This is a genomic window from Nonomuraea sp. NPDC049486, assembly GCF_040676925.1.
GTDB lineage: Bacteria > Actinomycetota > Actinomycetes > Streptosporangiales > Streptosporangiaceae > Nonomuraea > Nonomuraea ferruginea.
Genome location: NZ_JBFAPV010000006.1, coordinates 100,082 through 125,634, shown reverse-complemented (window position 1 = coordinate 125,634; position 25,553 = coordinate 100,082). Strand labels below are relative to the sequence as shown.

General features: G+C 70.8%; 21 protein-coding genes. 5 read left to right on the top strand and 16 right to left on the bottom strand.

Going from position 1 to position 25,553, the window contains the following annotated elements:
• Nucleotides 1-9: 9 nt before the first annotated feature.
• On the bottom strand, nt 10-816 hold the full coding sequence (locus AB0K05_RS19375) for a hypothetical protein (protein ID WP_271275632.1): 807 nt from the start codon (nt 814-816) through the stop codon (nt 10-12).
• 69 nt (nt 817-885) lie between these two features.
• Nucleotides 886-2,721 carry an AMP-binding protein gene (locus AB0K05_RS19370; protein ID WP_271275631.1) on the bottom strand — a complete coding sequence of 612 codons (1,836 nt, stop codon included), beginning with the start codon at nt 2,719-2,721 and terminating at the stop codon, nt 886-888.
• 135 nt (nt 2,722-2,856) lie between these two features.
• Between AB0K05_RS19370 and AB0K05_RS19365 the strand changes: the two genes are divergently transcribed.
• Together AB0K05_RS19365 and AB0K05_RS19360 are read left to right on the top strand one after the other, a co-directional pair.
• On the top strand, nt 2,857-4,350 hold the full coding sequence (locus tag AB0K05_RS19365; protein WP_271275630.1) for an oligopeptide:H+ symporter: 1,494 nt from the start codon (nt 2,857-2,859) through the stop codon (nt 4,348-4,350).
• Nucleotides 4,351-4,360: 10 nt separating this feature from the next.
• Nucleotides 4,361-4,969, top strand: a complete 609-nt coding sequence (locus AB0K05_RS19360) for a trimeric intracellular cation channel family protein (protein WP_148031324.1) — start codon at nt 4,361-4,363, stop codon at nt 4,967-4,969.
• A 4-nt stretch (nt 4,970-4,973) separates the two neighbouring features.
• Here the strand turns inward: AB0K05_RS19360 and AB0K05_RS19355 are convergent, their stop codons facing one another.
• Nucleotides 4,974-6,404: a PLP-dependent aminotransferase family protein gene (locus tag AB0K05_RS19355; protein WP_364230562.1), complete on the bottom strand. Its 1,431-nt coding sequence runs from the start codon at nt 6,402-6,404 to the stop codon at nt 4,974-4,976.
• Between the two features lie 63 nt (nt 6,405-6,467).
• Here AB0K05_RS19355 and AB0K05_RS19350 point away from each other — a divergent pair, with 63 nt between their 5' ends.
• Both AB0K05_RS19350 and AB0K05_RS19345 read left to right on the top strand, forming a co-directional pair.
• The gene (locus AB0K05_RS19350; protein WP_219547725.1) at nt 6,468-7,070 is read left to right on the top strand and encodes a hypothetical protein; all 603 of its coding nucleotides are present in this window, start codon (nt 6,468-6,470) and stop codon (nt 7,068-7,070) included.
• Nucleotides 7,071-7,085: 15 nt separating this feature from the next.
• Nucleotides 7,086-8,855 carry a glycoside hydrolase family 15 protein gene (locus tag AB0K05_RS19345; RefSeq protein ID WP_364230558.1) on the top strand — a complete coding sequence of 590 codons (1,770 nt, stop codon included), beginning with the start codon at nt 7,086-7,088 and terminating at the stop codon, nt 8,853-8,855.
• Nucleotides 8,856-8,858: 3 nt separating this feature from the next.
• Here the strand turns inward: AB0K05_RS19345 and AB0K05_RS19340 are convergent, their stop codons facing one another.
• On the bottom strand, nt 8,859-9,716 hold the full coding sequence (locus AB0K05_RS19340) for a hypothetical protein (RefSeq protein ID WP_271275627.1): 858 nt from the start codon (nt 9,714-9,716) through the stop codon (nt 8,859-8,861).
• A gap of 40 nt (nt 9,717-9,756) precedes the next feature.
• Nucleotides 9,757-10,671 (bottom strand): LD-carboxypeptidase, encoded by a 915-nt coding sequence (locus AB0K05_RS19335; protein ID WP_364230555.1) that lies wholly within the window; start codon nt 10,669-10,671, stop codon nt 9,757-9,759.
• A gap of 30 nt (nt 10,672-10,701) precedes the next feature.
• Here AB0K05_RS19335 and AB0K05_RS19330 point away from each other — a divergent pair, with 30 nt between their 5' ends.
• The gene (locus AB0K05_RS19330; protein WP_271275625.1) at nt 10,702-11,583 is read left to right on the top strand and encodes a sulfotransferase; all 882 of its coding nucleotides are present in this window, start codon (nt 10,702-10,704) and stop codon (nt 11,581-11,583) included.
• On the opposite strand, the gene AB0K05_RS19325 is transcribed toward AB0K05_RS19330, so the two are convergent.
• The 11 genes from AB0K05_RS19325 to AB0K05_RS19275 all read right to left on the bottom strand — a co-directional run bounded on the left by AB0K05_RS19325 (nt 11,555) and on the right by AB0K05_RS19275 (nt 25,464).
• A complete protein-coding gene (locus AB0K05_RS19325; RefSeq protein WP_364230552.1) occupies nt 11,555-13,441 on the bottom strand; it encodes an ABC transporter ATP-binding protein in 1,887 nt (628 codons plus the stop codon). The genes AB0K05_RS19330 and AB0K05_RS19325 overlap by 29 nt on opposite strands.
• A 90-nt stretch (nt 13,442-13,531) precedes the next feature.
• Nucleotides 13,532-14,365 (bottom strand): enoyl-CoA hydratase/isomerase family protein, encoded by an 834-nt coding sequence (locus AB0K05_RS19320; RefSeq protein WP_271275623.1) that lies wholly within the window; start codon nt 14,363-14,365, stop codon nt 13,532-13,534.
• Nucleotides 14,366-14,484: 119 nt separating this feature from the next.
• Complete coding sequence (locus AB0K05_RS19315; RefSeq protein ID WP_020547488.1) at nt 14,485-14,700, bottom strand: helix-turn-helix domain-containing protein; 216 nt, start codon at nt 14,698-14,700, stop codon at nt 14,485-14,487.
• A gap of 113 nt (nt 14,701-14,813) precedes the next feature.
• Nucleotides 14,814-16,412 carry an ABC-F family ATP-binding cassette domain-containing protein gene (locus tag AB0K05_RS19310; protein WP_219547720.1) on the bottom strand — a complete coding sequence of 533 codons (1,599 nt, stop codon included), beginning with the start codon at nt 16,410-16,412 and terminating at the stop codon, nt 14,814-14,816.
• A 122-nt stretch (nt 16,413-16,534) separates the two neighbouring features.
• Complete coding sequence (locus AB0K05_RS19305; protein WP_271275622.1) at nt 16,535-19,153, bottom strand: Tat pathway signal sequence domain protein; 2,619 nt, start codon at nt 19,151-19,153, stop codon at nt 16,535-16,537.
• 5 nt (nt 19,154-19,158) lie between these two features.
• On the bottom strand, nt 19,159-20,058 hold the full coding sequence (locus AB0K05_RS19300) for a carbohydrate ABC transporter permease (protein WP_222708923.1): 900 nt from the start codon (nt 20,056-20,058) through the stop codon (nt 19,159-19,161).
• A 13-nt stretch (nt 20,059-20,071) separates the two neighbouring features.
• On the bottom strand, nt 20,072-21,049 hold the full coding sequence (locus tag AB0K05_RS19295; protein ID WP_222708922.1) for an ABC transporter permease subunit: 978 nt from the start codon (nt 21,047-21,049) through the stop codon (nt 20,072-20,074).
• A 59-nt stretch (nt 21,050-21,108) separates the two neighbouring features.
• Nucleotides 21,109-22,608, bottom strand: a complete 1,500-nt coding sequence (locus AB0K05_RS19290; RefSeq protein ID WP_364230545.1) for an extracellular solute-binding protein — start codon at nt 22,606-22,608, stop codon at nt 21,109-21,111.
• Nucleotides 22,609-22,664: 56 nt separating this feature from the next.
• Nucleotides 22,665-23,279 carry a DUF624 domain-containing protein gene (locus AB0K05_RS19285; protein ID WP_271275620.1) on the bottom strand — a complete coding sequence of 205 codons (615 nt, stop codon included), beginning with the start codon at nt 23,277-23,279 and terminating at the stop codon, nt 22,665-22,667.
• Nucleotides 23,280-23,766: 487 nt separating this feature from the next.
• Nucleotides 23,767-24,804 carry a LacI family DNA-binding transcriptional regulator gene (locus tag AB0K05_RS19280; RefSeq protein WP_364230541.1) on the bottom strand — a complete coding sequence of 346 codons (1,038 nt, stop codon included), beginning with the start codon at nt 24,802-24,804 and terminating at the stop codon, nt 23,767-23,769.
• 93 nt (nt 24,805-24,897) lie between these two features.
• On the bottom strand, nt 24,898-25,464 hold the full coding sequence (locus AB0K05_RS19275) for a TetR/AcrR family transcriptional regulator (protein ID WP_364230538.1): 567 nt from the start codon (nt 25,462-25,464) through the stop codon (nt 24,898-24,900).
• Between the last annotated feature and the right edge of the window lie 89 nt (nt 25,465-25,553).

Here is a 25,553-nt window from a genome sequence, read left to right as displayed (position 1 = left end):
CGGCTGTCCCTACAACTGGTGGATCTTCGAGTCGTCCTCGGCCTGCTGACCGTTCCCGGGGTAGCGGACCCGCCACTCGCCGCCCTCCCGGCCGGGCACGGTGCGTGAGAAGGCGCCCTGGCCGTCGGTGACGGCCTCGGCCGCGCGTTCCCAGCCGTCCGACGCGTCCCGCCGCCACAGGATCTCGACCCGCTGCTCGCGGAACGGCAGGAATCCGGCGTAGCCACGCGGATCCAGCCTCTTCAGGCGGCCGCTCACCCGCACGCCCGCACCGTCGCGCTCCGCCTTCACGGCCGCCAGCCTGGTCTCCCGCCTGAGCTGGAACGAGGCGTACTCGGTCCGCTCCGCTCCCCCTTCGCCCCTGGCGGTCACGGTCACGGTCCAGGTGCCGGCCGGATAGAAGCGGTTGAGCCGCTTGTCGGGCAGGAACCGCCAAGTCTGCCAGCCGTCGGTGACCAGGCGCGAGGCCATCGTGGCCGCGATGGACCCGCTCGACTTGGGCTCGCCGGGGCCTTCCTGGGGGAACCGGCCTTCCTCGCGCTCGTCCGCGGCGGGCGGCCGGACGGGCCGGCGGCTGTCGAGCACCGGCCCCGGCGGGGCACCCGGCTCGACCTCGACGACGACCCCGTGCCGCCCGCTCACTCCCCTGGCGACCACGTCGATCACCAGACGGACGGAGTCCTCGGCTCCGACGACCGGCGCGGCGGGCCGTACGTCGATCTCCCTGATGACGGGCTCGTCCTCGGCGGCGGACGCCGGAGCGGGCACGCTCAGCGCCGCCGCCGCGAACGAGGCGAGAAGTAGGCATCTGATCATGCGCAAGACGGTAGGAACCGCTCGGCCATGACCGGGGCCACGACACACGCCCCTGATGGCAAAACCGGCTCAGTCGGTGTAGAGGCTCTCGATCAGATCGCCGTACTTGCTGTGCACCACCCGCCGCTTGAGCTTGAGGCTGGGCGTCAGCTCCTCGCTCTCGGGCGTCCACTCGGTGCCCAGCAGCGCCCACTTCTTGATCTGCTGCACCCGGGCCAGCTTCGCGTTGGCCGTCTCCACCGCGCCGCCCACCTCTTTGAGCACGTCCGGGTGCTCGGCCAGGTCGGCGAGCGTGGTGTAGGAGATGCCGCGCGACTGCGCCCAGCCGGGGGCGATCTCGCCGTCGAGGGTGAGGATGGCCACCGGGTAGGGGCGGCGGTCGCCGTACGCGAGCGCCTGGCCGATCAGCGGGTGCTCCTTGAGGTGGTTCTCGATCTCGGCGGGCGAGATGTTCTCCCCGCCGGCCGTGATGATGAGCTCCTTCTTGCGGTCGACCACCCGGTAGAAGCCGTCCTCGTCGACGGTGCCGATGTCGCCGGTGTGCACCCAGCCGTCGGCGTCGATGAGCTCGGCCGTGGCCTCCGGCCGGTTGAGGTAGCCGCTGGTGTTGAGCGGGCTCCGGGTGAGGATCTCGCCGTCCTCGGCGATGCGGACCTCGGCGCCCGGCTCGGCCCTGCCCACGGTGCCCAGGCGGTAGCAGTCGGGGGCGTTGCCGGTGAACGCCCCGGTCGTCTCGGTCATCCCGTACACGTCGATGACCTTCAGCCCGAGCCCTGCATAGAAGCGCTGCACCTCGCCGGGGAGCGGCGCGGCGCCGGTGGCGGTCCACTCCGCGCGGTCGAACCCGATCATGCCGCGGACGATCGACAGCAGCGAGCTGTCGGCCTTCTCGTACGCGGCCTCGATCTCCGGCGTCATGGTGTGGCCGTACTGTCCGGCCTCCACCCAGGCGACGCCGGCGGCCATGGCCTGGCGCACGGCGGCCTGCTGCTCCTCCGGCTGGGTGGACATGACCGCGAGCAGCCGGGCCATCATCTTCTCCCACACGCGCGGCACGCCGAAGAACAGCACGGGCCTGACCTGCCCGAGCGTCGCGCCGAGGTTGGCCAGGTCGGTGCAGAAGTAGACGTGGGAGACCTTGACCAGCGGCAGGTACAGGCTCAGCACCCGCTCGGCGATGTGCGCGTACGTCAGGTAGGAGATCTGGGTGCCTTCCAGCGGCAGGTTCGCCATCCGGTCGGTGCAGGCCACCTCGTAGAAGACGTTGGCGTGGCTGAGCGGGACGCCCTTCGGCTGGCCGGTGGTGCCCGAGGTGTAGAGGACGGTGACGGGGTCGCCGGCGGTGACGGCCTGCCAGCGGGCCTCGACCGCGGCGGGGTCCTCCGCCAGCCGGGCCCGGCCCAGGTCGAGGAAGTCCTGCCAGGACATGAAGCGGTCGCCCTCCGGCGCCCCCTCCAGCATGATGATCTTGCGCAGGTCCGGCAGCCGGTCGAGCGACGGCTCCCAGCGGGCCAGCTCGGCGGGCCCGCCGATCACCGCGATCTTGGCCGCCACGTCGCCCGCCACGAAGGCGACCTGGTCCGGCGCGAACGTGCCGTAGATGGTGCAGCCGACGCCTCCGGCGTGCACCGCGCCGAGGTCGGCGAGCACGTGCTCGCTCCGGTTGACCATCATGAGCGCGACCGCGTCGCCGGGCTCCAGCCCCAGGGCCGCGAAGCCGGCCGCGATCTCCAGGACCCGCTCCCTGGCCTGGCCGTAGGTGAGGGTGGACCAGCCGTCGCCGTCCGGATCGGAGTAGGCGGGGGCGTCGGGGTATTGTTCGGCGGTCTTTCTCAACTGCTCGCACAGGGTGAGCCCGGCGATGGAACGTTCGATCTCCGCCCGCACCTCGAGGACGTCGGCCATGACACCCGCCTTCAGTCAGTAATCACTTGCGCAGCTGGGATGCATCGCACCATACGGCGCGAGTAGCGGCAAGTATCTGGAGAAGCCGTCACGTACAGTGATTATTCACGTGCTTCCTGTGACCGGAGGGTCCGGATGGGTAACGACGGCAAGACGTTCTTCGGTCACCCGTGGGCGCTTGCGACTCTGTTCGGCACGGAGATGTGGGAGCGGTTCAGCTGGTACGGGCTGCGCGCCATCCTGGCGACGTTCATGGTCGCCTCCCCCGCCCATCAGGGGCTGGGCCTGTCGCAGGAGACCGCGCAGGCCGTGGTGGGCATCTACGGCGCGCTGATCTACCTGGTGGCGCTGCCCGGCGGGTGGATCGCGGACCGGATCCTGGGCGCGCGCCGGTCGGTGTTCTGGGGCGGGTTCGTCATCATGTGCGGCCACATCAGCATGGCCGTCCCGGTTCCTTCGCCGGCCTACGTCTGGCTCGGCCTGCTGCTGATCGTCCTGGGCACCGGGCTGCTGAAGCCCAACATCTCCGTCATGGTGGGCAAGCTGTACCCGGAGGACGACGACGCGCGCAGGGACGCCGGATTCTCGCTGTTCTACCTGGGCATCAACCTGGGCGCGTTCTTCGCGCCGATCGTGGTCGGCTCGCTGGCGGCCGGCGACCGGTGGCATCTGGGCTTCGGCGCGGCGGCCGTCGGCATGGCGTTCGGCCTGCTGCAGTACACGATCGGCGGCCGGGTCAGCCTGCGCGGTGTCGGCGACCGGCCGGAGGTCCCGCTGCACCCGCACGAGCTGCGGCGGGTCGGGCTGACGGCGGCGGGGGTGGCGGTGGCGGTGGCGATCGCGCTGGGCTCCTGGGCGGCGACGGGCACGTTCACGCTCGGCCGGTTCACCGCGGTGATGACGGCGGTGATCATCGCCGTGCCGATCGCCTACTTCGGCTACATCATGCTGGGCGCGCACGACCTGAGCGAGGACGAGCGGTCCAGGATGAAGGCCTACATCTGGCTGTTCGCCGCCGCCTCGATCTTCTGGATGATCTACGACCTGGCGCCCAGCAAGCTGCTGTTCTTCGCCGAGAACAACACCGACCTGTCGCTGTTCGGCATCCCGATCCACGCGGCCACCACCCAGTCGTTCAACCCGCTCTTCATCATGATCTTCGTGCCGGTGTTCGCGGCGCTGTGGGTGAAGCTCGGCGACCGGGTGAGCACGGCGCAGAAGTTCGGCTTCGCGCTTGTCATGGTCGGGCTGAGCTTCGTCGTCATGGCGATGGCGGCGAACCTGGCGGAGAGCGGCCGGGTGTCGGTGTGGTGGCTGGTGCTGGTCTACCTGGTGCAGGTGTTCGGCGAGCTGGCGCTCAGCCCGGTGGGGCTGTCGGTGACGACCAAGCTGGCGCCGCGGGCGTTCAAGGGCCAGATGCTGGGGGTCTGGTTCATCGCGGTGTCGGTGGGCGACGCGGTCGGCGGCCAGACCGGGCGGCTCGGCGACGTGATGTCCGAACCGGCCTACTACCTGGTGCTGGCCGCGATGGCGATCGTCGCGGGGCTGGGGCTGTTCGCGTTCAACCGCAAGCTGCGCGCCATGATGGCCGAGCACCACGCGCCGCCCGCGATGCCGCCGGTCCGGTAGACAGTCCAGCGTGGCAGAACTCTTCGATCTCGTCGGCATCTTCGTCTTCGCGCTCACCGGCGCGCTGATGGGGGTGCGCAAGCGTCTGGACGTGGTGGGCATGGCGGTGCTGGCGGAGATCACCGCGCTCGGCGGCGGCATCATGCGCGACCTGGTGCTGAACGTCTCCCCGGTGGCCTTCCAGAGTCTCGGCTACGTGCTGGTGCCGCTGGCTGCGGCGACCGTGGTGTTCTTCTGGCATCCGCACGTGACCCGGGTGATGCCGCTCATCCTGGTGCTGGACGCGGCCGGGCTCGGCCTGTTCTGCGCCGTCGGCACCGCCAAGGCGATGGAGTACGGGCTCAGCCCGCTGCACGCCACCCTGCTCGGCGTCACCACCGGCGTGGGCGGCGGCATGCTGCGCGACGTGCTCGCGGGCGAGATCCCCACGCTGCTGTACGACAGGCAGCTGTACGCGGTCCCCGCGCTCATCGGCTCGGCGGCGATGGCCGGGATGTCGTGGGCCGGGCTGAACGGCTGGCCGGTGGCGCTGGGGGCGGCGGTGCTGACCTTCGGGCTGCGCATCGCCGCGATGCGGTACAACTGGCGCGCCCCCCTGGCCCGCGGCGTCGGCGAATGAGCCCTCACACCATGGGACTGAGCGCGTCCGGCCGGCGCACCGCCCCGGTCAGGCCGAGGCGCCTGGCCGTGTGCAGCCGGGTGACCGCCTCCTTCAGCACCTGGGGCGGCTGGGTGAAGGGCAGCCGCAGGTAGCCGTCCAGCGTCCCCTCCAGGCCGAACCAGGGGCCGGGCGCGATCCGTACGCCATGACAGGCAGCGGCCTCGGCGAGGGAGACGGCCGAGCCGGAGTCGAGCCGGATCCAGAGCGTGCCGCCGCCCGGCGGCACCGCGAACTCCCAGCCCGGCAGCCGTGCGCGCAGCTCGGTGACGAGCGCGTCGCGTGAGGCGCGCAGCGTGCGGCGGCGCTCGGCCCTGGTCTGCGCCAGGCGCTCGAACAGCGCGGCCACGACGAGCTGCTCCAGCACCGGGCTGGCGATGTCGACCGACGCCCGGTGCTGCGCCATCCGGCGGGCGAGCGCGGCCGTGGTGCGGATCCAGCCGATGCGCAGCCCGCCCCACCACAGCTTGGACGCCGAGCCGATGCTGATCACGGTGCCGCCGGTGTCGAACGCGGCCATCGGCGCGGTGCGGGGCACCTCGTCCAGGGCCAGCTCCGACCAGGTCTCGTCGACGAGCAGGAAGGTGCCGGTCCGCCTGGCGGCGCCCACGACGGCGGACCTGGTGGCGTCGTCCATGAGGGCGCCGGTCGGGTTCTGGAAGTCGGGCATGAGGTAGGCGAGCCGGGCGGCGGCCTGCCGCATCGCGCCGGAGACCAGGTCCTCCGGCCAGCCGCCTGAGGAGACGCCGACGGACGTGACCCGGGCGCCGAGCCGGCGGGCGGCGTCGATGGCGTGCGGGTAGGTGGGCGACTCCACGATGATCGCGTCGCCGGCGCCGGCCAGCACGCCGAGCACCACCATGATGGCGTGCTGCGAGCCGGTGGTGACGAGTATCTGCTCCGGGCGGGTGGCCAGGCCGCGCTCGGTGTAGCGGGCGGCGATCCACTCGCGCAGCACGGGCAGCCCGAGCGGGTGGTAGCCGTTGCCCATGCCGTACCTGGGCACCTCCTCGACGGCCTGCGCCATGGCCGCGCGCAGCGCGGACGGCGCGGGCGGGGCGGCGGCGTGCAGCTGGATGAGGCCCTCGCCGTCGACGGCGAGCCACGGGTTGTCGGCGGTGACGGCCGGGTCGGGCAGCGCGGTCCAGCTTCCCGAGCCCTGCCTGCTCTCCAGGAAGCCGCGCTCGCGCAGCAGGTCGTAGGCGGCGGTCACGGTGGTGCGGCTGACGCCGAGCGTCCTGGCCAGGTCGCGTTCGGCGGGCATGCGTACCCGGACCGGGATCTGCCCGCCCATGACGGCGGCGCGCATGGCGTCGGCGAGCGCCCGGTAGTAGGGCCGCGCGTGTGGACCGGCGTCGACGAGCCGGGCCACCTGACCTGCCGAAAGAAACCGCATAAGGCCACTTTTCAGGATTGGCCCTGTCTTGGCAAACCGGCCGTGTGCCACGGTGAGGTCATCATGAGCGAAGCGACCATCCCGCATGCCGGTTCCCTGCCCGGACGCCTGCTCCGCCTCTACGGCGGCCTGGCGCTCTACGGGGGCGGCATCGGGCTCCAGATCGAATCCGGCCTCGGCAACGGCCCCTGGGACGTCTTCCATCAGGGGACCGCGCTGTGGACCGGCCTCTCCATCGGAACCATGATCATCATAGTGGGCGCGGTGGTCATGCTGTTCTGGATACCGCTGCGGCAGCGGCCCGGCTTCGGCACGATCAGCAACGTGATCTTCATCGGCCTGTTCGCCGACGCCGCGCTCCACCTGCTGCCCTCCCCCGGGCACCCGGTCGTCGGCTGGCTCTACGTCGCGCTCGGCGTGACGTCCGTCGCGCTGGCCACGGTCCTGTACATCAGCGCCAGGATGGGCGCGGGCCCGCGTGACGGCATCATGACCGGCCTGACCAAGCTCGGTCTCTCGGTGCGGCTGAGCCGGTTCCTCATCGAGATCACCGTGCTGGCCGCCGGATGGCTGCTCGGCGGCACGGCGGGGCTCGGCACCCTGGCCTTCGCGCTCGCCATCGGACCGCTCACCCAGCTCTTCACCCGCTGGTTCCCGCTCGATTGAGGTTAGTGTCGGGGCATGCGGATCGAGGACTACGCGCTCATCGGTGACATGCAGTCGGCGGCTCTGGTCGGCAGGGACGGCTCCATCGACTGGCTCTGCCTGCCCAGGTTCGACTCCCCAGCCTGCTTCGCCGCCCTGCTGGGCAACGACCGCAACGGACACTGGTGGCTCGGCCCGACCGGCAGGCGGCCGGCCGACCGGCGCCGCTACCGGCCTGACACGCTGATCCTGGAGAGCGAGTGGGACACCCCCACCGGCACCGTCCGGGTGATCGACTTCATGCCGCCGCGCGACGTCAACCCCGACGTGGTCCGCATCGTGGAGGGGGTGTCGGGCACCGTCGAGATGTCCACCCAGCTGCGGGTCCGCTTCGACTACGGCCGGATCGTGCCGTGGATGCGCCGCAACGGCGGCCACCTGCAGGCCGTCGGCGGCCCCGACTCGGCCTGGCTCCACTCCCCGATCCCGCTGCGCGGCGGCGACTACGCGCACACCGCGACCTTCGAGGTGAAGGCGGGCGACCGGCTGCCGTTCGTGTTCACCTGGCACCCGTCACACGAGCCGATGCCGCCCCAGATCGAGTGCGAGGACCAGCTCGTCCAGACCGAGGTCATGTGGCGCGACTGGGTGGACGCCTGCTTCTACCAGGGGCCGGACAGGTGGCGCGACGCCGTGATCCGCTCCCTGATCACGCTCAAGGCGCTCACCTACGCCCCCACGGGCGGCATCGTCGCCGCGCCCACCACCTCCCTGCCCGAGGACATCGGCGGCGTGCGCAACTGGGACTACCGCTACTGCTGGCTGCGCGACGCCACCATGACGCTGGACGCGCTCATCGGCTCCGGCTACCTGGAGGAGGCCGCCGCGTGGCGGGCGTGGCTGCTGCGCGCCATCGCGGGCCGGCCGCAGGACCTGCAGATCATGTACGGGGTCGCGGGCGAGCGCCGGCTGCCGGAGCTGGAGCTCGGCTGGCTCGACGGCTACGAGCGCTCCCGGCCGGTCAGGATCGGCAACCAGGCGGTCGACCAGCTCCAGCTCGACGTGTACGGCGAGGTGATGAGCTCGCTGTACCTCGCCCGTACCTCCGGTCTGGGGCCGGACCAGCGGGCCTGGTCGATCCAGCGGAAGCTGCTCGACTACGTCGAGGAACACTGGGACGAGCCGGACGAGGGCCTGTGGGAGGTGCGCGGCCCGCGCCGCCACTTCGTGCACTCGAAGGTGATGTGCTGGGTGGCCCTCGACCGGGCGGTCAAGTACGTCGAGCGGTTCGACCGCACCGGCCCGGCCGACCGCTGGCGCGCGGCGCGCGACAAGATGCACGCCGAGATCTGCGACAAGGGCTACGACCCGCACCGCAACACCTTCACCCAGTCCTACGGCTCCCACGAGCTGGACGCGGCGCTGCTGCTCATCCCCATGCTCGGGTTCCTGCCGATCGACGACCCCCGGGTGACGGGCACGGTCGCGGCCATCGAGAAGGAGCTGATGGCCGACGGTTTCGTGCTGCGTTACCCGGTGGCCGAGGACAACGACGTCGACGGGCTGCCCGGCGGCGAGGGCGCGTTCCTGGCGTGCAGCTTCTGGCTGGTCGAGGTCATGGCCATGCAGGGGCGCAAGGAGGAGGCGGCCGAGCTGTTCGACCGGCTGCTGGCGCTGCGCAACGACGTCGGGTTGCTGGCCGAGGAGTACGACCCGCGCTACGACAGGCTGGTGGGCAACTTCCCGCAGGCGTTCTCGCACGTCCCGCTGATCCACGCGGCGCGGGCGCTGTCGAAGCTCATGTGAGCCCTAGACGGCCAGCCTGGCGAGCACTTCGGCGAACTCCGGCGGCGGGGCCACGACCAGCCTCGTCTGGCCCTGCCGCAGCTCGATGTCGGCCCTGATGAGCGCGAGCCGGCCGCCGTGCCACCAGTAGACCTGCGAGCTGAGCCCGCCGGTGCGGGCGGCGTGCACGCGCAGCCGCTCGATCGCGCGCACCACGCCGATCCCGTCGACCGGGTGGACGAGCAGGGTGTACGGGTCGGGCAGGACGACCAGCGCCCCGTCGGCGGGCACCGGGAGATACTCCTCCAGCCAGCGCAGGTGGGTCGCGGCGGCCGGGGTGGCCGCGGTGAGCCGGGTGACCGGGGTGCCGGACAGCTCGACGGACTCGGTCGTCAGCCGCACGCCGAGCCGCACGTTGGACACGGCCAGCTCCAGCGCCCGCGCGGCCGGCACCGGCCAGCAGCCGGCCTCCTCGGGCCGTACCGGGCGGTCGCCGACGGCGAGCAGTTCGACCAGGTCGCCGTTGAGGTGGCGGCCCACCACCCGGGCGGGGTCGGCCACCTCACCGGCCGGCTCCACGCGGGTGGTCAGCAGCGGCCGGACCTGTTCCAGGTCGCAGTAGTCGAGCGGGCCGCCCGCCACGGCGTGCGCCAGGTGCTCGGAGACGAGCGTCGGCCAGTCCTCGCGGGCCCGGCGGACCGCCTCCCTGCGCAACCCGGTCAGCCTGACCCGGATCTCCCGGGGGCCGCGCATGGTCAGGGAGGCGCCGTCGGCCGCGAACACGCAGGTGTAGCCGAGGGACTCGGTGACGAGGGCGAGCAGCGAGTCGAGGTCGACGTCCTCCACCGATCGTCGCGAGGGCTCCTGTGGGAAGGATGGCACGCGCCGTGTCCCTTTCTGTCGGTTTTGTCCCCTTCTTGTCCTACCTTGCCTGGTCCTCGTTCCAGTAGGGGCCGGTCAGGGAGCACGATTCGGTATCAATAGCCCCAAGAGCCCCAAGCCACACACTCATCTGGGGCGATCCATGCCCTACGGGAAGCCCCGCGACGACCGGCACCCCGAGCGGCTCCAGGCGGTCACGGAGCACCGGGTAGGGATCGCCGCAGTCGACCCAGGACCCGAGCGCGATCCCCCGCACGCCCGCGAACGCGCCGGCCTGCAGGAGCTGGGTGAGCATGCGGTCGACGCGGTAGGGCTCCTCGCCGATGTCTTCGAGGAACGCGATCCGGCCGTCGAACGACGGCTGGTGGCGCGTGCCGCACAGCGAGGCCAGCAGCGACAGGTTACCGCCGGTCAGCACCCCCTCGGCCCGGCCGGGCACCAGCACCCGGTCGCCCGTAACCGGCGCGGCGGCGCCGGACAGGGCCGCGAGCATCGCGTCCCAGGTGACCGGCTCGGGGCCCTGCTCGCCGCCGATCAGCACGTTGCCGGGCATCGGGCCGTGCAGCGTGGGCACGCCCAGCTCCACGGCGAACGCCTGGTGCAGCGCGGTGATGTCGCTGGAGCCGATGAGCACCTTCGGCCCGGCGGCCCGCATCGCGTCCCAGTCGATCAGGCCGAGCAGCCGGGCCGCGCCGTAGCCGCCCCTGGCGCAGTACACCGCGGACACCGCCGGATCGCACCACGCCGCCTGCAGGTCGGCCGCCCGCGCCGCGTCCTCACCGGCCAGGTAGGGCAGATCCTGGCGGTCGAGCGCGTGCGCGCCGACGATGACTTTCATGCCGAGCCCCTCCAGGCGCTCGACCCCCCGCTTCAGCACGGCGGCGTCCGCCGGGCCCGACGGGGACACGACGGCGACGGTGGCGTCATGGTGCAAGAATCCGGTTGTCTCTATCACCCGGAAAACGGTGTCACACTTACCTCTCGTATGCGACTTCCGCCCCACATCCTCGTGGTCAACGGCATCAAGGTCCGCAGGCCGGTGTTCCTGGTCGGCGCCCCGCACTCGGGCACGGACCTGCTGGCCCGCGCCCTCAAACGGGCGCCCGGGTTCCACCTGACGACGGGCCGCGCGTGCGTGGCGCACGTGGTGTACGCCTTCGCCCGCCGGCCGTCGATCGGCCGCACCTCCGGCGCGGTGCGGGTGCTGCGCGACGCGCTGGCCGAGTCGTGGCAGGTGCTGAACGGCTCGTGCGGGCTGTGCTCCGACGCCTGCCGGGAGGCGGGCGGCGTGACCAGCACCGGCCCGTGCGTGGCGACCGGCGAGGTCACCAGGTTCGGCGACGCCAGCCCCGACCTGCTCTACGCCGTGCCCGTACTGCGGCGCGCCTTCCCCGACGCGCGGTTCGTGCAGCTCATCCGCGACGGCCGGGACGTCACCGCCGACATGCTCGACGACCCGGCCTGCCTGGCCTGGTTCAAGCCCGTGATGCTGCCGGAGGACACCGAGTTCCCCAACGAGTTCCTCGGCGTCAACCGCGACGAGCACCGCGACCGCTGGAAGACCATGCCGGTGGCCGGCAAGAGCGCGCTGCGCTGGCGCAGCGCGGTGCGGCTGAACGCGACCCTCCGCCAGGAGCTGCCGGAGGACCAGCTCATCACGGTCCGCTACGAGGACCTGGCGCTCAGACCCGCGCAGGAGGCGGCCAGGCTGTCGGAGTTCCTGGACACCCGGGTGCCGAAGGTCGCCCTGTACGGGCCCGCGCCCCGGGTGGGCGGCTGGCGCGCCCGCCTGCGGGCGGAGGACGCCGAGCTGGTGGAGAAGGTGGCCCGCCAGGAGCTCACCCGGCTGGGCTACCTGACGAGCTGAACTGGGTGCGGTAGAGCTCGGCGTACAGCCCGCCGCGGGCCAGCAGCTCCTCGTGGCGGCCGCGCTCGGCGACGCGGCCGGCGTTCACGACCAGGATCTCGTCGGCCTCCCTGATCGTGGAGAGCCGGTGCGCGATCACCAGCGAGGTGCGGCCCGTCAGCGCGGTCTTGAGCGCCTGCTGCACGGCCGCCTCCGACTCCGAGTCCAGGTGGGCGGTCGCCTCGTCGAGCACGACCACGCGCGGCGCCTTGAGCAGCAGCCGGGCCAGCGCCAGGCGCTGCTTCTCGCCGCCGGACAGCCGGTAACCGCGCTCGCCGACCACGGTCTCCAGCTGGTCGGGCAGCGCCTCGACCAGCTCGCCGATCTGCGCGGCCCGCAGCGCCGCCCACATCTCCTCCTCGCTCGCGCCGGGGCGGGCGTAGAGCAGGTTGGCCCCGATCGTGTCGTGGAACAGGTGGGGGTCCTGCATGACCACGCCCACGGTGTCGCGCAGCGAGGCGAGCGTGGCGTCGCGCACGTCCAGGCCGTTGATCCGGACGGCTCCGCCGGTGACGTCGTAGAGCCGGGAGACGAGCGAGGTGATCGTGGTCTTGCCCGCGCCGGAGTGGCCGACCAGGGCGATGAGCCTGCCGGGCTCGGCGGTGAAGGTCACGCCGTCGAGCACCTGCGCCGACGGGCCGGTGTCCTGCTTGGCGACCGACTCCAGGGACGCCAGCGACACCTCATCCGCCGACGGGTAGCGGAAGCTCACGTCGTCGAACTCGATCGTGACCGGGCCGCCCGGCACCGGACGGGCGCCGGGCCGCTCGGCCACCATCGGCTTCAGGTCGAGGATCTCGAAGACCCGGTCGAAGCTCACCAGGGCCGTCATCACGTCGACGTGCACGTTCGACAGCGACGTGAGCGGCCCGTACAGACGCATGAGCAGCGCGGCGAGGGCGACGAGCGTGCCCAGCTCGAACACGTCGCCCACGGCCAGCACGCCGCCGATCCCGTACACCAGGGCCGTCGCCAGGGCGGCGACCAGGCCGAGCGCGACCCGGAAGACGGCGGCGTACATGCCGACCCGCACCCCGATGTCGCGCACCCTGGCGGCGCGCTCACCGAAGACGGCGGCGTCGTCCTCGGGCCGGCCGTAGAGCTTGGCCACCATCGCGCCGGCCACGTTGAACCGTTCGGTGGTGACGCTGCTCATCTCGGCGTCGAGCTGCATCTGCTCGCGGGTCAGCGCCGACATGCGGCGGCCGACCCACTTGGCGGGCACGATGAAGATCGGCAGCAGCACCAGGGCGACCAGCGTCACCTGCCACGACAGCACGAGCATGGCGGCGAGCACCAGGACGAGGCTGACGATGTTGGACACCACGGACGACAGCGTGCTGGTCAGCGCCCGCTGGGCACCGATCACGTCGGTGTTGAGGCGTGACACCAGCGCGCCGGTCTGGGCCCGGGTGAAGAACGCCACCGGCATCCGCTGCACGTGGTCGAAGACCTCGGTGCGCAGGTCGTAGATCAGGCCCTCGCCGATGCGGGCGGAGAACCACCGTTGTGCCAGGGTCAGCCCGGCGTCGACGACCGCCAGCGTGGCGATCGCCACCGCCAGGCCGATCACCACGCCGGTCCGCTTCGGCAGGATGCCGTCGTCGATGATGGCCTTCATGAGCAGCGGGTTGGCCACGACGACGACCGCGCCCGCCACCACCAGCAACAGGAACGCCGCGATCTGCCGCCGGTAGGGGCGGGCGTAGCCGGCGATCCGCCGCACCGTGCCGGGCGCGAGCCGCTGCTTGGTCACCGAGCCGTCCCGCCGCAGCGACGCCCACACTTGGGGGCCGAAACCCCCTCCCATCATCGCCATCCAGGGGAAATCCTCTCACTCCCCCAGCTAAGCGTCGCGGGGCCGTCCGTCGATTCCCTTATCAGCTTCTGGCGAAACCGCTCCGCCCCGTCATGACTGGGCGTTGAAGAGGGCCCTGAGGCGTTCGGCCTGCTCGGCGCCCTCCGCGGCTCTCTGCTCCTCCAGGGTGCGCGCGGACGCGCCCTGAAGGAGCCGCTTGGTCGCTGCCGCCGCGTCCCGGTTGGTCGACAGCAGTTGCGCGGCCTTGTCGGCCACGGCCTTGTCGAGGTCGCCCCCCGCGACCACGTGTTCGGCCAGGCCGATGCGGAAGGCTTCGTCGGCTTCCACGATCCTGGCCGTCAGGCAGATGTCGATCGCCTTGGCCAGGCCCACCAGCTCCACCAGGGGCTTGGTGCCGGTCAGATCGGGCACCAGCCCGAGCGCGGGCTCTTTCATGCAGAACTTGACATCGTCGGCCACGATCCGCAGGTCGCAGGAGAGCGCGAGCTGGAAGCCCGCACCGATCGCGTGACCCTGCACGGCCGCGATGGAGACGATCTCGGGGCGGCGCAGCCACAGGAAACCCTGCTGAGCCTGGTCGACCAGTCGCTGGAGCGAGCTGTCGTCCTGCCTGCTGGCCGAGCCGAACGAGCCCTGCCCCGGCACCCCTTCTTTCGTGAACATCCGCAGGTCGATGCCTGCCGAGAAGGACGGTCCCTCACCTTTCACCACGACCACGCGCACCTGCTCCGGCAGGCCGGCGCCGATGCGTGCAAGAGCCGACCAGGTCGCGGACGTCTGCGCGTTCCGCTTGTCCGGCCGGTTCAGAGTGACCGTGGCTATCTCACCGTCCACCTCGTAGCGCAGGCCGATCTCCGCCAGCTCCTCGGCGGAAACCTCCTCCGCGTACCCCCCGCGCTGCTGTGGCGCCTTCGCGTCGCCCATCACCGCTGCCCTCCTCGCTGTACCGTCGCGCCCGAGCTTACAGAATGAGATTCTGGCCCGGGCGCGACGGCAGGCTGACTAGGGACGAGCGGCTGCGGTCGCGCGTTCCGAGGCGGCCGTCAGCGCTTGGACTTGCCCCGGGTCGCCCCTCCGCGTCCGCGCAGAGTCACCCCGGACTCGCTGAGGATGCGGTGGATGAACCCGTAGGACCGGCCGGTCGAAGCCGCCAGGGCGCGGATGCTCTCGCCCGCGGCATAGCGCTTCTTCAGATCGCCGGCCAGTTTCTCGCGATCGGCCCCCGTCACCCGGGTGCCCTTCTTCAGTGTCTCGGCCACGAGTACCTCCTGTAGTGCCGGACTTCCGCAGCGTTACTCCGCCATGATCAGTCATTTCAGCGGGATCGGCTACCTACTCCACGGGAAAAGATCCGTACCCACCCAAATTAAGATCAGGCAAGTGCCACAAGATCGGAAAATTCCTCGCTCCACGCGTCTTCAGTTCCGTCTGGCAGCAAGATCACCCTATCCGGTGACAGGGCGTCAACGGCACCCTCGTCATGGGTCACCAGCACGATCGCTCCTGAATACGACCTCAGAGCGTTGAGAACCTGCTCACGACTGACCGGATCGAGGTTGTTCGTCGGCTCGTCGAGCAGCAGGACATTCGCGCTCGACAGCACCAGCGTGGCCAGCGCCAGGCGGGTCTTCTCGCCTCCGGACAGGACTCCGGCGGGCTTGTCGGCGTCGTCCCCGGTGAACAGGAACGAGCCGAGGACCTTGCGCAGCTCGGTGTCAGTGAACGTTCCGCCTGCCGAACGCATGTTCTCCAGGACGGTTCTGTCACTGTCGAGCGTCTCGTGCTCCTGGGCGTAATAGCCGATCTTCAGCCCGTGGCCGGGCCGGATCTCCCCCGTGTCGGGCCGCTCCACCCCGCCCAGCAGGCGCAGCAGCGTGGTCTTGCCGGCGCCGTTGAGCCCGAGGATGACCACCCGGTGACCTCGGTCGATGGCCACGTCGACGTCGGTGAAGACCTCCAGGGACCCGTAGGACTTGGACAGGCCCTCCGCCATCAGCGGGGTGCGGCCGCACGGCTGGGGATCGGGGAAGCGCAGCCGGGCGACCTTGTCGCTCACGCGCTCCTCCTCGGTGGAGGCCAGCAGGCGGTGCGCGCGGCGCATCATGTCCTGCGCGGCCTTCGCCTTGGTGGCCTTGGCGCGCATCTTGTCGGCCTGCGAGAGGAGCGCGCCGGCCTGCTTCTCGGCGTTGGCGCGCTCGCGCTTGCGGCGCTTCTCGTCGGTCTCGCGCTGGGCGAGGTAGGCCTTCCAGCCGACGTTGTAGTGATCGACGACGCACCGGTTGGCGTCGAGGTGGAGCACCTTGTTGACCGTGGCTTCAAGAAGCTGGACGTCGTGGCTGATGATCACCAAGCCGCCCTGATGAGAGCGCAAAAAATCACGAAGCCACCCGATTGAGTCCGCATCTAGGTGGTTTGTCGGCTCGTCGAGAAGGAGAGTTTCCGCCCCGCTGAAAAGAATTCTCGCCAATTCCACCCGCCTGCGCTGGCCGCCAGAAAGCGTTTTCAGCGGCTGCCCGAGCACCCGGTCGGCCAGGCCGAGGCTGGAGGCGATGGAGGCCGCCTCCGACTCCGCGGCGTAGCCGCCGAGCACGTGCATCTGGTCCTCCAGGCGGCCGTACTGCCTGACGGCCTTCTCGCGGGTGCGCTCGTCGGCGGAGGACATGCCGGCCTCGGCCTCGCGCAGCTTGCGCAGCACCTCGTCCAGGCCCCTGGCCGACAGGACGCGGTCGCGGGCCAGCACCTCCAGGTCGCCCGTGCGGGGGTCCTGCGGCAGGTAGCCGACGCTGCCGGTGCGGGTGACGGTGCCGGCGGCGGGCAGCGCCTCGCCTGCCACCACCTTGGTCAGCGTCGTCTTGCCGGCGCCGTTGCGCCCGACGAGCCCGATCTTGTCGCCGGGGTTGACCCGGAAGGAGGCGTTCTCGATGAGGAGGCGCGAGCCCGCACGCAGTTCGATGTCAGTGGCAATGATCATGATTGACGAAGCACTCCCGAGCTAGGAAACGAGGGATGAGGGCGAGCGACGCCGGTCAATCGGGAGTGTGCATACGGATCAGTGTAGGGCCCGTGCCTGGAGCTCCGCCTTCGCTCGAAGCGTCACATAGCGGGGAACGCCGGGGGACCGTCGTTCGATTCCGGCAGGTGCCGGGCGATCAGGGCCAGGTTCTGGATCGCGGCGAGGCCGTACTGGGCGGCGTCGTTGGTGCTGACGAACGGCGCGTCCCAGAGGGCGGCGGGCACGTGCGGCCCCTCGACCCGGGTCAGCCGCCAGTCCGGTTCCCGTTGCAAGGGGTTGCTGTTGAGCTGGTCGCCCTCGTCGTGGAAGAACCTGCGCCAGGCCAGCGCGGCCAGGTCCGCGTCGTCGAGGCGGGCGGCGGCGTAGGCGGCCAGGCGGCTGTGCGCCTGGATCAGGGAGATCCCGGTCAGCGGGCGGCCGGTCTCGGCGGCCTGCGCCTCGGGCGTGGCGAGGTAGAGGCGGCAGTAGTCGAGCCACGCCCGTTCGAATCCGGGCACGTCCAGGCCGAGCGAGAGCAGTTCGGAGCACACCTCGGGCAGGCCGAAGACCGCCGACAGGTGGGAGACCGAGACGGTGTCGCGCGAGGTGTCGAACCGGCCGGTGGCCAGGTCGAGGCGGGCCTCGCCGGTGAGGAACCCGTTGGGCAGCGCGCCGATGCCGGCCATGGTGCGCAGCAGCTTGTCCCTGGCCCGCCCGTCGCCGTAGCGCTCCCAGCGGGTCAGCCAGGCGGCGGCGAGCGCGCTCCAGTCGGCGCCGAGCCCGACCGACAGCGCCGACGGGTCCGGCGTGTAGTCGTCCTCACGGACCTTGCGCAGCGGGTCGAGCGCCGCGTACGCCTCCTCAGCTTCGGCCACCTCGTCGAGCAGGTCGCCGGTGCGCTCGTCGGCGGTCAGGTAGTAGAGGAAACGGCGGTAGGCGGCGCTGGAGATCCGCAACTGCTTGCAGCTGCACCCCCAGTGCTGCACGTTGTGCCGGCTGCCCAGGCCCTTCCACCGGCCCAGATGGTAGACGTCGACCTCGCCGGTGTGGCGGGTCATGGCCTCGGCGAAGCGGAACACGTCGGCCCGCCCGGTGCGCAGGAACTGGTACCACAGCCACAGGTCGGGCGACAGCTCGGAGTTGTCCCAGGCGTAGCCGCCGACGTCGTAGCGCCAGGTGTGCCGGTCGGCGTCGTAGGTGTGCATGACGTCGCCGTAGTCCCAGAACCCGTACCAGCGGCGCTGCTCGCGCTCGCGCGCGTACAGGTCGAACAGGAAGTCCAGGCGGTCCTCGATCGCGGCGCGGGCGGGGGTGGCGCGGTCGGGCGGCGCCCAGTCGCCGAACACGCCCGCCGCCCTGATCCGCTCGGGGCTCGCGACCAGCAGCGGCGGCTCGTTCATCGCGGCCGCGTGCGCGGCCAGGTCCGGGTGCGCGGGCGTGGCCCCGTACACGCGCAGGGTCAGCTCGTGGGTGCGGGCGATGCCGTACGGGTCGCCGAAGCCGGGTTCGTGGTCCTCGTACGTGATCTCCAGGCCTTCGAGCTGCTCGGCGAAGGTGTCCTGGCCCAGGCCGTCGTGCCAGAACCGCAGGTCCATGGCGGGCGCGGACGGCGACCAGAGCCAGACCGTGGCGGTGGCCAGGCCGGTGGCGGCGTCGCGGACGTCGAGCCTGGCCGGGTGGAGGCGCCAGAAGTCGCGCAGGCCGAAGCCGAGGCCGCCGCTCGTGCCGCCGGCGTAGCCGTACCCGGCCGAGCGGGTCCCGGACGGGATCGTCACCCACGCGTGGCCTTCGGCGGTGCGCTTGCGCATCAGGTAGCCGTCGGCGGAGTTCTGGTCGAGCGTGTAGTCGTTCCAGGCGGGGACGAGGTGCAGGCGGCCGGCCACCTCGGGGTCGCCGACGGGCCCGCACGGGCGGCCCTCGACCTGGGCGCGCCGCACCCGCTCGCCGGGGTCGCGGCGCAGGCCGGTCAGGCCGCGCACGGCCTCGGTGAGGAAGCCGTCGCGGCCGGCCAGCCGGATGTGCCGGTCGTGGAGCTCGTCCCGCATCACGACGCCGGCCCGCAGGCCCAGCCCGGCGAGGAAGTCGCGGCCGGGGTCGCCGTCCCAGACGAACGTGTGCGCGATCCGCACGTCCTCGGCGCCCGCGTAGAAGTAGAGGCGGACGGTGAAGGGCAGCCAGTCGCCGTGCCGGCCCTCCGCCCTGATCACCGCGCGCACCGGCCCGTCCTGTTCCACGGTGACCCGCTCGATCCGTCCCGTGGCGCTCTCCCGTCGGACCGCGCCCCCGTCGTCGGGCGTGGGCCCGTCCTGGCGCAGGCTGACGAGGCGGACGTCGCGGAGGATCTCCCTGCCGTCCCGCCCGGCGGAGCGGACCAGCGTGTCCCCCGACGGCTCGATCGTCCAGACGACAGTCCCGGTGCTCACCCTGATCAGGCCGCCCTCGCGGGTGACGGTGACGGGCACGCGCGGCGCCGCGGGCTCCCTTCCCGGTACGAGGACGTACGCGTCCTCCCCGGCGGCCGCCGCGGCGTGGGCGGACCACTTGACCGAGCCGTCCGGCCAGGTGGCGGTCACCCAGCTCTGCACCGGCACCTCTCCCCCGCCGGCGCCGGTCAGGGCGAAGGGCACGCCGGGGGCGACGGCGCCGCGCGGCCACGGCACGCCCCAGGTCACCCCCTGCCCGCCACCCGGACGGTCCAGCCAGCGCAGCGAGGTCTCCACTCCGGTCACTCCTTCACCGACCCGATCAGCACGCCCTTGGCGAAGTGCTTCTGCAGGAACGGGTAGAAGAACAGGATCGGCAGCGTGGCGATCACCACGACCGCGAACATCAGGCCCCTCGCGGGGAAGAACACCGTGTCCAGCGCGCTGATGGCGTTGGCCGCGTCGGGGCTGGTGAGCTGCCGGACCAGCACCTGCAGGGTCCATTTGTCGTTGTCGTTGATGTAGAGCAGCGGCGACATGTAGTCGTTCCAGATGCCCACCGCGTAGAACAGCGAGAACGTGGCGATGATCGGCTTCGACAGCGGCATGACGATCTTGAAGAAGACGCCGAGCTCGTTGCAGCCGTCGATCCGCGCCGCCTCCTCCAGGGCCTGCGGCAGTTCCTGGAAGAACGACTTCACGATGATCAGGTAGAAGGGGTTGATCGCCAGCGGCAGGATCAGCGCCCAGTAGCTGTCCAGCATCCCCAGGTCGCGCACCACCAGGTAGGTCGGCACGATCCCGCCGCCGAAGACCAGCGTGAAGACGACCAGGTTGAGCACCAGGGTGCGGCCCGGCAGGTAACGCTTCGACAGCGGGTAGGCCATGGTGAAGGTCAGCGCGACCTGCAGCACCGTCCCCACGGCGGTCACCGCGATGGTGGTGAGCAGCGCCCGCAGCATGGTGTCGTTGGCGAAGATGTACTCGTACGTGCTCGTGACGAACTTCTCCGGCCACAGGAAGAACGGCCGGGTGGAGATCTCCGCCTCGGTCGCGAACGACCCGGCGAGCACGTAGAACAACGGGAGCACGGTGACCAGCGCCACCGCGCCGAGCACGACGACGTTGAGCGTGTCGAACACGCGGCTGCCGAGCGAGCTGTAGTGCTTGATCGGCGTGTTGGCAGGTTTCTTGTCGGACACGGCCGCGCGCTCCTCAGAAAAGTCCGCGCTGGCCCATGCGCTTGGCCAGCCAGTTGGCGCCGAAGATCAGGATGACGCCGGCGATGCCCTTGAACAGGCCGACCGCCGTGGCGTAGCTGTAGCCGCCCCCGGCGATGCCGACGTAGTAGACGAAGGTGTCGAACACCTCCGCCGTCGAGCGGTTCAGCGAGTTGGTGAGCAGCCAGATCTGCTCGAAGCTCTGGTCGAGGAGGTTGCCGGAGGTCAGGATCGCCATGACCACGATGGTGGGCCGGATCGCCGGCAGCGTGACGTGCCAGAACTGCCGGAAGCGGCCGGCGCCGTCCATCCGCGCCGCCTCGTACAGCTGGGTGTCCACGCTGGCCAGCGCGGCCAGGTAGATGATCGTCCCCCAGCCTGACGTCTTCCACAGCAGCTGCAGGATGACCAGCGGCCTGAACCACTCCGGCTGGGCCATGTAGTCGACCTTGGGGCCGCCGCCGGTCAGACTGTGGATCCAGCCCGCGATCACGCCGAAGTCCACCGCGAACAGCAGGTACGTCAGCGAGAAGACGATCGTCCAGGACAGGAAGTGCGGGATGTAGATGAGCGACTGCACGTACCGCTTGTAGACGCTGACCCGCAGCTCGTTCAGCAGCAACGCCAGGATGATCGGCGCCGGGAAGACGAAGATCGCGGTCAGCAGGGCGAGGAACAGGGTGTTGAAGAGCAGGCGCGCGAAGTCCGGCCCGGTGAACAGCGCCTCGAAGTGCTTGAGGCCGACCCAGGGGCTGCCGGAGTAGCCAAGGAACGGCACGAAGTCCTGGAAGGCGATGGTCAGGCCGTACAACGGCAGATATCTGAAGATCGCGAAGTAGGCCAGGCCGGGGATGAGCATCACGTACAGCCAGCGGTAGCGCGTCAGCGCCGCGCGGACCGACACCCTGCCGGATCCGTCCCGGTTGTTCTTGGGGGCCGCCTCGGTGACGGGCGACGCCAGATCGGTGGCCACGGCGGCCTCCTTTCGAAAGGAGAGGCCCGGGTGGCCCCCGGGCCTCTCGGTCGAGCCGGTCAGCCGCCTATCTTGGAGATCCCGTCCTGGAGCTCGGCGAGGATCTGGGTGCCGCCGCTGTCGTACCAGCGCTTGATCTCGGCCTTGAACTCGTCCTCGGTCAGCGCGCCCGCCAGATACTTGATGCGGGCGTCGGTCGGGATCGGGCCGAGCGTGGCGCCCTTCTCGACCGCGGTCTGCGAGATGACCGGCAGCGACGGGTCGTGCACGGCGGTCTGCAGGTCCAGCTCCATGAGCTCGTCGCGCTGCTTGAGCCAGTCCTGCTCGGCCTGGCTGGGGCGCATCCACTCGTACGCGTCACCGGCGACGCCGACGCTGGCGGTCGTGCCGAGCTGGATGAAGCCGAACTGCACGTCGTTGTTGATGACCTTGACCGCCGGGTCGTCTTCGTTGATCTTCACGGCGTAGCCGTCCTCGACCTTGAAGTTGCGGCCCTCGATGCCGTTGTTCAGCAGGATCGAGCCTTCCTTGCCGGCCAGCTTGTCCAGCGTGGTCAGCACGTCGTCGAGCTGTTCCTCGGTCTGGACGCGCTGCTTGGAGATCGCCACGATGCCGTTGTAGCCGGTGAACGGCAGGGAGAACTTCTGCCCGTCCGGCCGGGTCAGGTTGCCCGCCATCGCGACCTTCTGGTCGTAGGTCTCGGGGTCCAGCTCCTTGAACTTGTCGAAGAGCTCGCCGGCCCGGACGTTGACGTCGATGATGATGCCGCCCTTGCCCTGGAGGAACGGGTCGTTCCACTTGCCGGTGTCCAGGGTGGCCCAGTCGGGGTTGACCAGGCCCTCGTCGATGAACTTCTTGGTGTACTTCTGCGCCTCCCAGAACTCCGGCACGTCGAACTCGGGGACGAGCTTGCCGTCGCGCATGCCGTAGTTGTTCGGGGTGCCGAACCAGACGTCGATGGCGTTGTACGGGCTGGACGCGGAGAACACGGGGGCGGGCCACTTCGGCAGGATGAGGCCGTAGGTGTCCTTCTTGCCGTTGCCGTCGGGGTCCTTCTCGGTGAACGCCTTGGCGATCTCGTACAGGTCGTCGGTGGTCTTGGGCGGCTCCAGGTCCAGCTTCTCCAGCCAGTCCTTGCGGAGCACGACCGCCGAGCGCAGCAGCGGGCGGACCCGGTAGATGCCGTAGTTGCGGCCGTCGGTCTTGGAGTTGATCCAGGCCTGCTGCGACTTCGGCTTGAGGTTCGGGTACTTGTCGAGCTTGTCGGTCAGGTCCCAGAACGCCCCCGCCTTCGCGGCCTGGACGAACGACGCGCCCTTGTTGTCCTGGATGACCACCACGTCCGGGATGGCGTTGGAGGCCAGCATGACGTTGGTCTTGTCGTTGTACTCGGCGTTGGGCACCCAGGTGATCTGCAGCTTCTTGCCCACGAGCTTCTCGACGGCCTGCTGGATCTCGCCCTTGGGGTCGGGAGCGGTCTGGAACAGCGGGACCATCATGGTCAGCGTGTCGCTTTCCGCCGCCCCCTCACCGGCGCCGCTGGAGCAGGCGGACGCCACGAGAGCTGCTGTTAGCGTTAACGCACCGGCGGCCAGCCGGCGACGACGGGATGCGGTCATCGGTTCCCTTTCGAGTGCAGGCGCGCCTCGTTCTCCTCGAAGAACCGCAGGCACAGCCACGTGTTGAGGCAGATCCACGCGCCGACGCTGAGGAGGAGCGCGAGGAGGGGGGCCGCCACCGTCGCGAAGACGATCGCGGCGAGCACGAACAGCAGGAGCACGGACGAGGCCGGCCGGGTGAGCGCCAGCAGTGAGGCCTTCGGCAGGTAGGCCGGCAGCGGCAGGTCGTAGTGCGCGTAGAGCGGCCCCAGGTAGGACCCGACGCAGGCGAGCGCCACGAGGGCCACGAGGGTGGCCACCTGCCACGCCCTGGCGCCGGGCCCGAGTGCGGCGAAGTAGAGGAGGTTGCCGACGAGGACGGTGGCGACCACCGCCAGGGGCAGGACGAGCAGGGACGCGCGGACGAACTCGCGCCGGTAGACGCGCCAGAACTCGGGCAGCGCATGAATCGATTCACCACGAGCGTGCCTCCGGGCCAGCGTGTACGCGGCCACGGTGGCGGGCCCGAGCCCGAGCACGACGCCGCCGAGTAGCGTGAAGACGATCCACAGCACGTTCAGCCGGGCCGCCCAGACCACCTCGGAACAGGCGGCCTGCAACCTGATTGACATGGCGGGATGGCTCATCCGGCAGCACCTTCTCGTGGCGTGTGCGCGGACCCGGGGACGGGAGCCGTTGCATGCTGGTTCCCGTCCCGTTACGCGGGGGTGAACGGCGGTCGGTTGCTGCGAAAGTAGTGTTGAATCGACTCAAAGTCAATGCGTCGCCACCCCCGGATTCCGCCACCTCCCTGAACCCCACCCGTCCGCGCCGCCGGTCCAGCGGAACGAGGACCGAGAAGGTCACCCCGCCGCCTGCACGCCCACCGCGTCGAGCACCGCCGTCAGCGGGTCCACCCCTGCGCGACCAGGTGGAAGCCATGACTCTCGCGCGGATTGCAGCTGTGCAACGATCTTTCCCGATCGCCGGCTCGGATCGTCCATCCGCACGCCGGCCAGGCACCGGAACACCAGGCCGTCGGACGGCAGCTCTCCAGCCGCATCCTGCCCAGACGCACACTCCAGGCACGCGTCCGCTTCCCGGACGGTGGAGCGCCGCTCAGGCGTCTCTGCGGATCGCCTTGCTCGACTCGCGGACGACCAGGTCGGGCTGGAAGATCACCTGCCTGTGACGGTGCTCGTCCGGTGAGGAGACCTCCTCCAGCAGCAGCTCGATGGCGGTACGGCCGAGCAGCTCACGCGGCTGGCGCACCGACGACAGCGGCACCGCCGCGGCGGCGGCGAAGTCGATGTCGTCGTAGCCGACGATCGCCACGTCGTCGGGCACCTTGAGCCCTCGCAACGACATGGCCTGCAGGAACCCGAGGGCGAGCAGGTCGTTGGCGCAGAAGGCGGCGGTCGGCCGCTCGGCCCCCGGCAGCGCGGCCAGGCGCTCCCCGGCGGCCCGCCCTGCGGCCACGCCCAGCGCCGTGGTCTCGAAGTCGACGAGCTCGGCGCCTTCCCCGGCGGACGCGGACACAGCGGCGGACACGGCGGCGGAGGCCCCGGCGTGGCGGTCGGCGACCTGTTTGATCGACAGCGGCCCGCCGACGAACGCGATGCGCCGGTGGCCGCGCTCGATCAGGTGGGCGGCGGCCACCTGGCCGCCGAGCCGGTCGTCGACGGCGACCGAGCACTGCATGCCGGTGGCGGCGCTGTCGACCAGCACCACGGGCGTGCCCCTGGCGGTGAGCTGGGCCAGGCGCGGGCTGGCGGCGTCGACCGGGGTGATCAGGACGCCCAGCACCCGCTGCTGCTCCAGCTGGTCGAGGTGGCGGCGCTCGCGGTCGGGGTCGGCGGCGCTGTTGCAGAGCATCATCATCGTGTCGTGCTCGTCGGCCACCGCCTCGGCGCCCTGGGCGACGTCGGCGAAGAACGGGTTGGAGACGTCGAGGACGACCAGCCCCACCGTGCGGCTGCGCCCGACCCGCAGGTGACGGGCCACCTCGTTGCGGACGAACCCCAGCTCGCGGATGGCCTCGAAGACCCGCTCACGCGTGGCGGGCGAGACGATCTCGGGGCGGTTGAGCACGTTGCTCACGGTGCCGACCGAGACCCGCGCCAGCTGCGCGACCTCCTTGATGCTCCTGGTCCCCATTGATCCTCACGAGGCCGTGCCGCTGTTAATGGGTTCATCATAGCGGCCTTGAAGATTTTTTTGAATCGTCTCAAAGACGTGGCGATCCCGTGATCAGACTCGCGCGGCCCCGGCCGCCATCCCGTCCAGCATCAGCCCGAGGAACCAGGTGGGCCGGGCCGCGACGTGCGCGGGCAGCGAGCCGGGATGGCAGGCGAACAGGTTGAGCAGCGCCACCACGTCGTCCACCCCCACGTCGGCGCGCATCCGGCCGTCGGCCTGGGCCTGCCGGACGAGCGCGGTGAAACGTTCCAGCCAGCGCGGACGGGTCTCCTCGAACCCCGGCCCGACCGTCGCCTCCTCGGGCACCCCGGCCAGCACGGCGGCGAGCACGCCCCGCCCCGAGTCGCCCGCCCACAGCACGAACGCCCGCAGCGCGCTCCAGGCGTCGCGCTCCTCGGCCACGGCGCGGTCGAGGGCCTCGCCCAGCGAGTGCACGTAGTGCTCCCCCATGGCGGCGAGCAGCGCGGCCCGATCAGGGAAGCGCCGGTAGAGCGTGCCGACGCCGACGCCCGCGTGGCGGGCGATGAGCTCCATGGGCGCGGCGGGGCCCCGCTCGGCCATGACGGCCGCCGCGGCCTCCACGATCTTGCCCAGGTTCCGCCTGGCGTCCGCCCGCACGGAGGAAATCGTACCGCCCCGAATAAGTGGACGACGAGATTCCGCTTCCTGTACGGTCCCCCTAACCGGAATGATGTCATCCACTTAGG